The sequence below is a fragment of the Photobacterium aphoticum genome, from assembly GCF_001029435.1.
GTDB classification, from domain to species: Bacteria; Pseudomonadota; Gammaproteobacteria; order Enterobacterales; family Vibrionaceae; genus Photobacterium; species Photobacterium aphoticum.
The window spans coordinates 1-7,525 of the sequence record NZ_LDOV01000057.1 but is presented as its reverse complement, the minus strand read 5'-3'; the positions used below and the strand labels follow the sequence as shown (position 1 = coordinate 7,525).

The following is a 7,525-nucleotide window of genomic DNA, read 5'->3' as shown; positions in this document are numbered from 1 at the left end:
TTGCCAAGGTTGAGGTCACGCCAATTTACCTGAAGATCAGGGACCTCGTGTGTCGCTTCAAATAAATAGTCGATGTGATCAAACACGAGGAACCTCGTGTCTCGCCCAGATTCGGGCAAGCTGGTCGCGTCGCTCAAGAACATGGCGCGTTGGCAGAGTGGCTATGCAGCGGATTGCAAATCCGTGGACCTCGGTTCGACTCCGGGACGCGCCTCCATTCTACAAAGAACCAGCATGAAAATGCTGTTTTTTTGTATCTGTGTTTTGTCACCACATCATCAATATCTTCTTTTTCCACCACTACGCACGATTTATCCCTCTCGTGTTGGTTTTCCTACGTATTCATTTGTCAGACTAATATCATCGACAGAATAGTCATTTTTCGTTTAGTCATACATACCGTATTGATGTAAACCTGCAAAGGAATATATGGCTGGTTATGTCAAATATTGCGCCTTTATGAGCATTTGTTTTGAACTCGCTGCAAGACTGTATGCTTTTTGTGTAAATGACTAATTACGTCGTAATTATGACAGAAATAGAGAAAATATTACTTGGCAGACATATCCGCCTATGGTACTTTTCTGCGCAATCTCAGGGGGAAGTTGTACTGAGGCATACTGTATCAGGAAGTATTCGGGCTGATTGCTCTTGGTACGCTGTAGGTATTGGCTATTAACGATAGTCAATAGAAGGGCATTAATAGCGCAGACCTGTTAGGAAAAAAAGCAGGCGCATATTGAGGGAACCCAACGTGAAATTTTTATCATTACCAAACCTAATCAGCTTTGTCTTACCCAATTGCAGTATTATTACTGAGCCTTGATCTTTCTGATCACAATTACTGGTTTTATAACGCACTGAACGTTTTGAGATAACGTATTTTGCCCTAAAAGCAAACGTTTCCAAATTTCGGTTCGTTGTTGGTCACGCCGAAAATACCTGTTATTTCGGCCGTTTATAGTCAATGCGTCACAAGAAATGATGCAACTTGCACGCTAACGTGACCCGACTCTTCCAGCCAGATTCTCACTATTCCAAAACTCAACAATGAATAGTCAGAGCGCCCGTTGTGTATTACAGCGATGGCGAGGAGAGGAGTGTCAGTCGTCTACGTGCGATGTGATGAGATGGAAAGAAAATGAGTAAAGTGTTTGACCTTGATGAGTTAAAACTTGCTTCCAATGTACCTGTGGTACATGACGTTTACGATCTAACCCCTGACGAGCTATTGCTGAGTCAGGAGCATTACGAGTCGGAAGTGCGTTCCTATCCACGTCGATTGCCGCTAGCTATCACCAAGGCGTCTGGCGTGTTGGTCGAAGACAGCCGTGGCCAATTGTTCCTGGACTGTTTGGCAGGTGCCGGTACGCTGGCAATGGGTTATAACCACCCTGAAATCAATCAAGCGATCATCGATCAGCTTCATGCGGGTCTGCCTTACCAGACGCTTGATATTACTACCCCTGTAAAAGACAAATTCATCAAGGAAGTGATGAACTTCCTGCCAGCTGAATTTGCTAAAAATGCGCGTATTCAGTTCTGTGGTCCTTCGGGTGCCGACGCAGTAGAAGCTGCGATTAAACTGGCAAAACAAACCACAGGCCGTAATACCATGGCAGCCTTCCACGGTGCTTACCACGGTATGACAAACGGTACTATGGCGATGATGGGTAACCTGAACACCAAAGCACGCCGTACCGGTCTGATGTCTGATGTGCACTTCCTACCTTACCCATACAGCCTACGTTGTCCGTTTGGCCTACACGGTGATGAAGGGGCGAAGCAGAGCCTGCGTTACATTGAGCGTATGCTAAATGATGACGAAAGTGGCGTGCAGAAGCCTGCAGCTATCATCCTTGAGCCTGTACAGGGCGAGGGTGGTGTGATCCCTGCTCCGGCATTCTGGCTACAAGAACTGCGTCGTATCACCAAAGAGCACGGCATCCTGCTGATCTTTGATGAAATCCAGTGTGGTATCGGTAAAACCGGTTACAACTTCGCGTTTGAAGAAGCGGGCATCACACCGGATATTCTGTGTCTGTCAAAAGCTGTGGGCGGCGGCTTGCCAATGTCTCTGCTTGTGTTTGACAAGGCGTTTGACTCATGGCGTCCAGGTGAACACACCGGTACATTCCGTGGTAACCAGTTGGCGATGGCAACCGGTGCAAAAGCACTTGAAATTATCCGTCGTGATAACTTGGTGGCACACGCACGTGAAGCGGGTCAGTACCTGCGCGAAGGTTTGGAGCGTATTGCTGAGCGCGTTGACTGTATCGCAGAAGTGCGCGGTAAAGGCCTGATGCTAGGTATCGAAATCTGTAAGCCAGACGGTTCTAAGAACAAGTTTGGTGAGCCAGAGGCTGATCCAGCACTGACCATGGCGATTCAGCGTGCAGCGCTAGAGCGCGGTTTGATTATCGAAAAAGGTGGCCGTCAGGGTTCGGTACTGCGTTTCCTTCCACCATTGATTATCAGCTACGAGCAGCTTGATTTCGCATTGGCAACCCTAGAGAAAGCCATGATGGTGACAGCGGGGCCAGCAACCGCAAAAAAGTCGTCAGCGAGTAACGCAGCAGAAACATGGCGTGAGCATTTTATCCATACGGGTAAAGGCGGTGCCGATGCGTTTGAATCTGCGTTGAACCAAACCACACGTGTAATGAAAAACGTGTTTGAAAATACAGACTCGCCATACTCAGGTTTGGACCCACAGGTGCTAAAAACCCTGATCAACAACATTGATCTGGATAACCAGCAAATGCCATTGGACGCTGTGATTGAGCAAACCGGTGAGTTGATCGCCAAGAACTCTATCATGGTACAGCATCCACACTGTATTGCTCACCTGCACACGCCACCGTTGTTGCCATCGGTAGCGGCAGAAGCGTTCATCGCGGCACTGAACCAGTCTATGGACTCTTGGGATCAGTCAAGCGCAGCAACGTTCGTTGAGCAAAAAGTGATTGATTGGGTATGTGAACAATACCAGCTGGGTGAGCGCGCTGATGGCGTATTCACCAGCGGTGGTACACAGTCAAACCTAATGGGTCTGCTACTGGCGCGTGACAAAGCAGCAGAGATGATGTCTGGTCACAATATCCAGAAACAAGGTCTGCCTGAGTACGCCGGTAAAATGCGTATTCTTTGCTCGAAGAAATCACACTTCACCGTGCAGAAATCAGCCTCGCTAATGGGCTTGGGTGAACACGCGGTCGTGACGGTGGATACCAATCCAAACGGCACGATGAAGCTGGCATCACTGATTGAAACCGTTGAAGCGCTTAAAGCAGAAGGCCTGTTGCCATTTGCACTAGTGGGTACCGCAGGTACAACAGACCACGGTGCGATTGATGATCTGAATGGTCTGGCTGAAATCGCTGAGCAGCACAACCTATGGTTCCACGTTGATGGTGCCTACGGCGGTGCATTGATCCTGAGCCGTCATAAGACGCGTCTTGAGGGTATTGAAAAAGCGGACTCTGTTAGCGTTGACTTCCACAAATTGTTCTTCCAAACAATTAGCTGTGGCGCAGTGCTGATTAAAGACAAAGCAAACTTTAAGTTCCTGCTTCATCACGCGGATTACCTGAACCGTGAAGATGACCTGCTACCGAACTTGGTGGATAAGTCTATTGCAACCACAAAACGTTTTGATGCGTTGAAAGTGCTGATGACCATGCAGAGCGTGGGCCCACAGGCACTGGGTGCAATGTACGATCACCTGCTGAACCAAACACAGCAAGTGGCAGACATGATCAACCAGTCAGCGGACTTTGAGTTGTTGGCAGATCCTGCACTTTCTACCGTATTGTTCCGTTACATCGGCAACAATGCAGCAGAAGAGCTGGATGGCCTAAATAAACAGCTTCGCTTTGATGCATTAGTCAAAGGCAAAGCAGTAATGGGTGAGACGGTAGTTGACGGCAAGGTAGCGCTGAAATTTACCATCCTAAACCCATGTTTAACCATGGCTGACTTCGATGCGCTGTTGCTAGAAGTCCGTCAGCTTGCAGCCCAGATTGAAGAGGCTAAGAGCTAATTAAATAGGCTGGCACAGCAGCTGAGTCTGCTGTGCCTATACCTGACTACGCAGGCGTGGCGGGTATAACACTTACTTTAACTTATGGAATAAAAGACGAAATGGCAATTCTACAGATTGGTGCTGGTGGTGTTGGTTGGGTAGTTGCACACAAAGCTGCTCAAAATAATGATGTGTTAGGGAATATTACTATCGCATCTCGTACCGTTGATAAGTGTGACAAGATCATCGAGTCTATCAAAGGTAAGAACAACCTTAAGGATCCATCCAAGAAACTAGAATCTCGTGCCGTCAATGCCGACGATGTTGAAGCACTGGTTGCTTTGATCAAGGATGTACAGCCTGATCTTGTTATCAATGCAGGCCCACCGTGGGTCAATATGCCTATCATGGAAGCATGTCTACAGGCGAAAGTGTCTTACCTAGATACTTCAGTGGCTGTTGACTTGTGCTCTGAAGGCCAGCAAGTTCCTGAAGCCTACGATTGGCAGTGGAGCTACCGCGAAAAATTCAAAGATGCGGGTATTACCGGTATCTTAGGCGCCGGTTTCGATCCGGGTGTTGTGAGCGTATTTGCTGCTTATGCAGTGAAGCATTTGTTTGATGAAATCGACACGATCGATGTCATGGACGTGAATGCGGGCGATCATGGCAAGAAATTCGCCACCAACTTTGATCCTGAAACCAACATGTTGGAAATTCAGGGTGACTCTTTCTACTGGGAAAATGAAGAGTGGAAACAAGTACCGTGTCACTCGCGTATGCTTGAATTCGATTTCCCGCTATGTGGTACACACAAAGTGTACTCAATGGCACACGATGAAGTGCGCTCTCTTAAAGAGTTCATTCCCGCTAAACGCATCGAGTTCTGGATGGGCTTCGGTGACCGTTACCTGAACTACTTCAACTGCATGCGCGACATTGGTCTGCTAAGCCCAGATCCACTGACATTGCACGATGGTACGGTTGTACAGCCACTACACGTCCTTAAAGCACTATTGCCAGATCCAACGTCATTGGCACCAGGGTACACAGGTAAAACCTGTATCGGTACATGGGTGCAAGGCCGTAAAGACGGTAAAGAGCGCAGCGTGTTCATCTATAACAACGCCGATCACGAAGTGGCGTATGACGATGTTGAGCATCAGGCGATTGCTTACACGACGGGTGTCCCTGCGATCACCGCTGCACTGCAATACTTCCGTGGGGAGTGGGCAGATGCGGGTGTATTCAATATGGAACAGCTAAACCCAGATCCATTCCTAGAAATGATGCCGCAGATCGGCCTCGATTGGGATGTGTTGGAGTTACCCGTTGGTCAACCGAACATCCAAATTTTGAAATAATTCCTGCGAATTATGTTTAAAATTGACCAGTAAAAACGTATTTGAGCCGATGTTTATGCATCGGCTTTATTCGATTTAAGAGCGATGCAAGCCATGCAAAAAAGTGAATTGAAAACCCCGTTCTTCATGATCAATGAAGACAAGTTGATTGCGAACCTAGAAAAAGCCAAGCAGTTGAAAGAGCTGTCAGGTGTGAAATTGGTGCTTGCACTGAAGTGCTTCTCGACTTGGGGCGTGTTCGACATCATCAAGCCTTACCTTGACGGTACAACCAGCAGTGGTCCGTTTGAAGTGAAATTAGGCTACGAAACCTTCGGTGGTGAAACGCATGCATACAGCGTGGGTTACAGCGAAGATGACGTGAAAGAGGTGGCTGATATCTGTGACAAGATGATTTTTAACTCTCAGTCACAACTTGCCGCTTACCGTCACTTGGTAGAAGGGAAAGCGTCGCTCGGTTTGCGTTTGAATCCGGGTGTGAGCTACGCCGGTCAGGATCTGGCGAACCCAGCGCGTCAATTCTCCCGTCTGGGTGTACAGGCTGATCACATTGATCCTGCACTGTTCGATACGCTGGATGGTGTGATGTTCCACATGAACTGTGAAAACAAAGATGTGGATGCATTCATTAACTTGTTGAATGCCATTTCAGAACAGTTTGGTGCTTACCTGGATAAACTGGACTGGGTAAGCCTGGGCGGCGGCGTGTTCTTCACATGGCCGGGTTACGACATTGAGAAACTGGCCGCTGCACTGAAAGCCTTCTCTGAAAAACACGGCGTGCAGCTGTACCTGGAGCCGGGTGAAGCGATTATCACGAAAACCGCTGATTTGGTCGTGACAGTGGTGGATATCGTTGAGAATGGCATGAAAACGGCGATCGTAGACAGTGCGACAGAAGCACACCGTCTGGATACCTTGATCTACAACGAGCCGGCAGCCATTGCAGAAGCCAGCGAAACCGGCGATCACCAGTACATTATCGGCAGCTGTTCTTGCTTGGCCGGTGATCAGTTCTGTGTGACACAGTTTGACGCGCCATTGGAAATTGGTCAGCGTCTGCATATCTTGGACAGTGCCGGTTACACCATGGTGAAACTGAACTGGTTCAACGGCCTGAAAATGCCATCAGTGTACTGTGAACGCAGTAACGGCGAGATCCAAAAGCTGAATGAATTTGGCTACGACGATTTCAAACGTTCATTGTCGCGTTGGTCCATCGCTTAATTTCAGTTTTTAGCGATAAATTAGAAAGCCATAAAGGTCAGAGAGGAGCATTTGCTCCTCTTTTTTTTGTGTTCACAATAGTCGTTGAAAGAGGGTGAAATAATGGCGTTCGTTTGCATTCATCGTGAGAGAGCGATTTAATGAATGAAAAGGGTGGGTAGAGAGGAACGCGAGTGAATATTGCGATTGCTATTATCATGATTATCTTTGGTGCTGAAATAGTGCGGAAATTCTTTCAGCATCGACGTGAGATGCGAGAGCTTGCCTATAAGCATGAGCAAGCGTTAAAAGAGAATGACGAACATTCACGACTGAAAGAAGAAGTCGCACAGTTGAAGGCAAGAGTTGAAGTGTTAGAGGCGATTGTGACGGACAAAAAGTACACGTTAAGCCAAGATATTGATAACTTGTCGTGATTTCTTGTGCGCTTGAACAACCGAAAAAAAAATGGATGGTGGCTTGGTAAGCAGATTCGGCGTAAAAAATGCATGAATGTGTTATAAAGTAAGCAGTTGAAAATATTTTCAAGAAATATTGTTGACTCAAAATTTAAAATCAGTAAATTACACCACGTACCGCAGCGGAGTGACTTACTCAGTTCGGTATCGGAATGGCGCGTTGGCAGAGTGGCTATGCAGCGGATTGCAAATCCGTGGACCTCGGTTCGACTCCGGGACGCGCCTCCATTGCGACACTAGCTCAGTTGGTAGAGCGCAACCTTGCCAAGGTTGAGGTCACGAGTTCGAACCTCGTGTGTCGCTCCAAATTAATGGATGATGTGACCGAACACGAGGAACCTCGTGTCTCGCCCAGATTCGGGCAAGCTGGTCGCGTCGCTCCAATTTAGATTAAAGATATGGCTTAATTAAGCGGTATCAAATGGTGTACCTTTCAGGCACCGCAACGAATT

At 47.6% G+C, this 7,525-nt stretch carries 4 protein-coding genes and 3 tRNA genes; all 7 read left to right on the top strand.

Annotated features, from left to right (window positions below; genetic code table 11):
• Positions 1-143: 143 nt before the first annotated feature.
• The 7 genes from ABT58_RS22805 to ABT58_RS22775 all read left to right on the top strand — a co-directional run bounded on the left by ABT58_RS22805 (position 144) and on the right by ABT58_RS22775 (position 7,379).
• Positions 144-217: transfer RNA gene (locus ABT58_RS22805), tRNA-Cys, on the top strand.
• 924 nt (positions 218-1,141) lie between these two features.
• Positions 1,142-4,042 carry a pyridoxal phosphate-dependent class III aminotransferase gene (locus ABT58_RS22800; protein WP_047876737.1) on the top strand — a complete coding sequence of 967 codons (2,901 nt, stop codon included), beginning with the start codon at positions 1,142-1,144 and terminating at the stop codon, positions 4,040-4,042.
• 101 nt (positions 4,043-4,143) lie between these two features.
• On the top strand, positions 4,144-5,388 hold the full coding sequence (locus ABT58_RS22795) for a carboxynorspermidine synthase (RefSeq protein ID WP_047876736.1): 1,245 nt from the start codon (positions 4,144-4,146) through the stop codon (positions 5,386-5,388).
• A gap of 93 nt (positions 5,389-5,481) precedes the next feature.
• Entirely contained in the window at positions 5,482-6,615 is a 1,134-nt protein-coding gene (nspC, locus tag ABT58_RS22790; protein WP_047876739.1) for a carboxynorspermidine decarboxylase, read from the top strand.
• 173 nt (positions 6,616-6,788) lie between these two features.
• Complete coding sequence (locus ABT58_RS22785; protein ID WP_053063187.1) at positions 6,789-7,031, top strand: hypothetical protein; 243 nt, start codon at positions 6,789-6,791, stop codon at positions 7,029-7,031.
• 196 nt (positions 7,032-7,227) lie between these two features.
• A tRNA-Cys gene (locus tag ABT58_RS22780) sits at positions 7,228-7,301 on the top strand.
• A 2-nt stretch (positions 7,302-7,303) separates the two neighbouring features.
• Positions 7,304-7,379, top strand: a tRNA-Gly gene (locus ABT58_RS22775).
• Positions 7,380-7,525 lie beyond the last annotated feature (146 nt).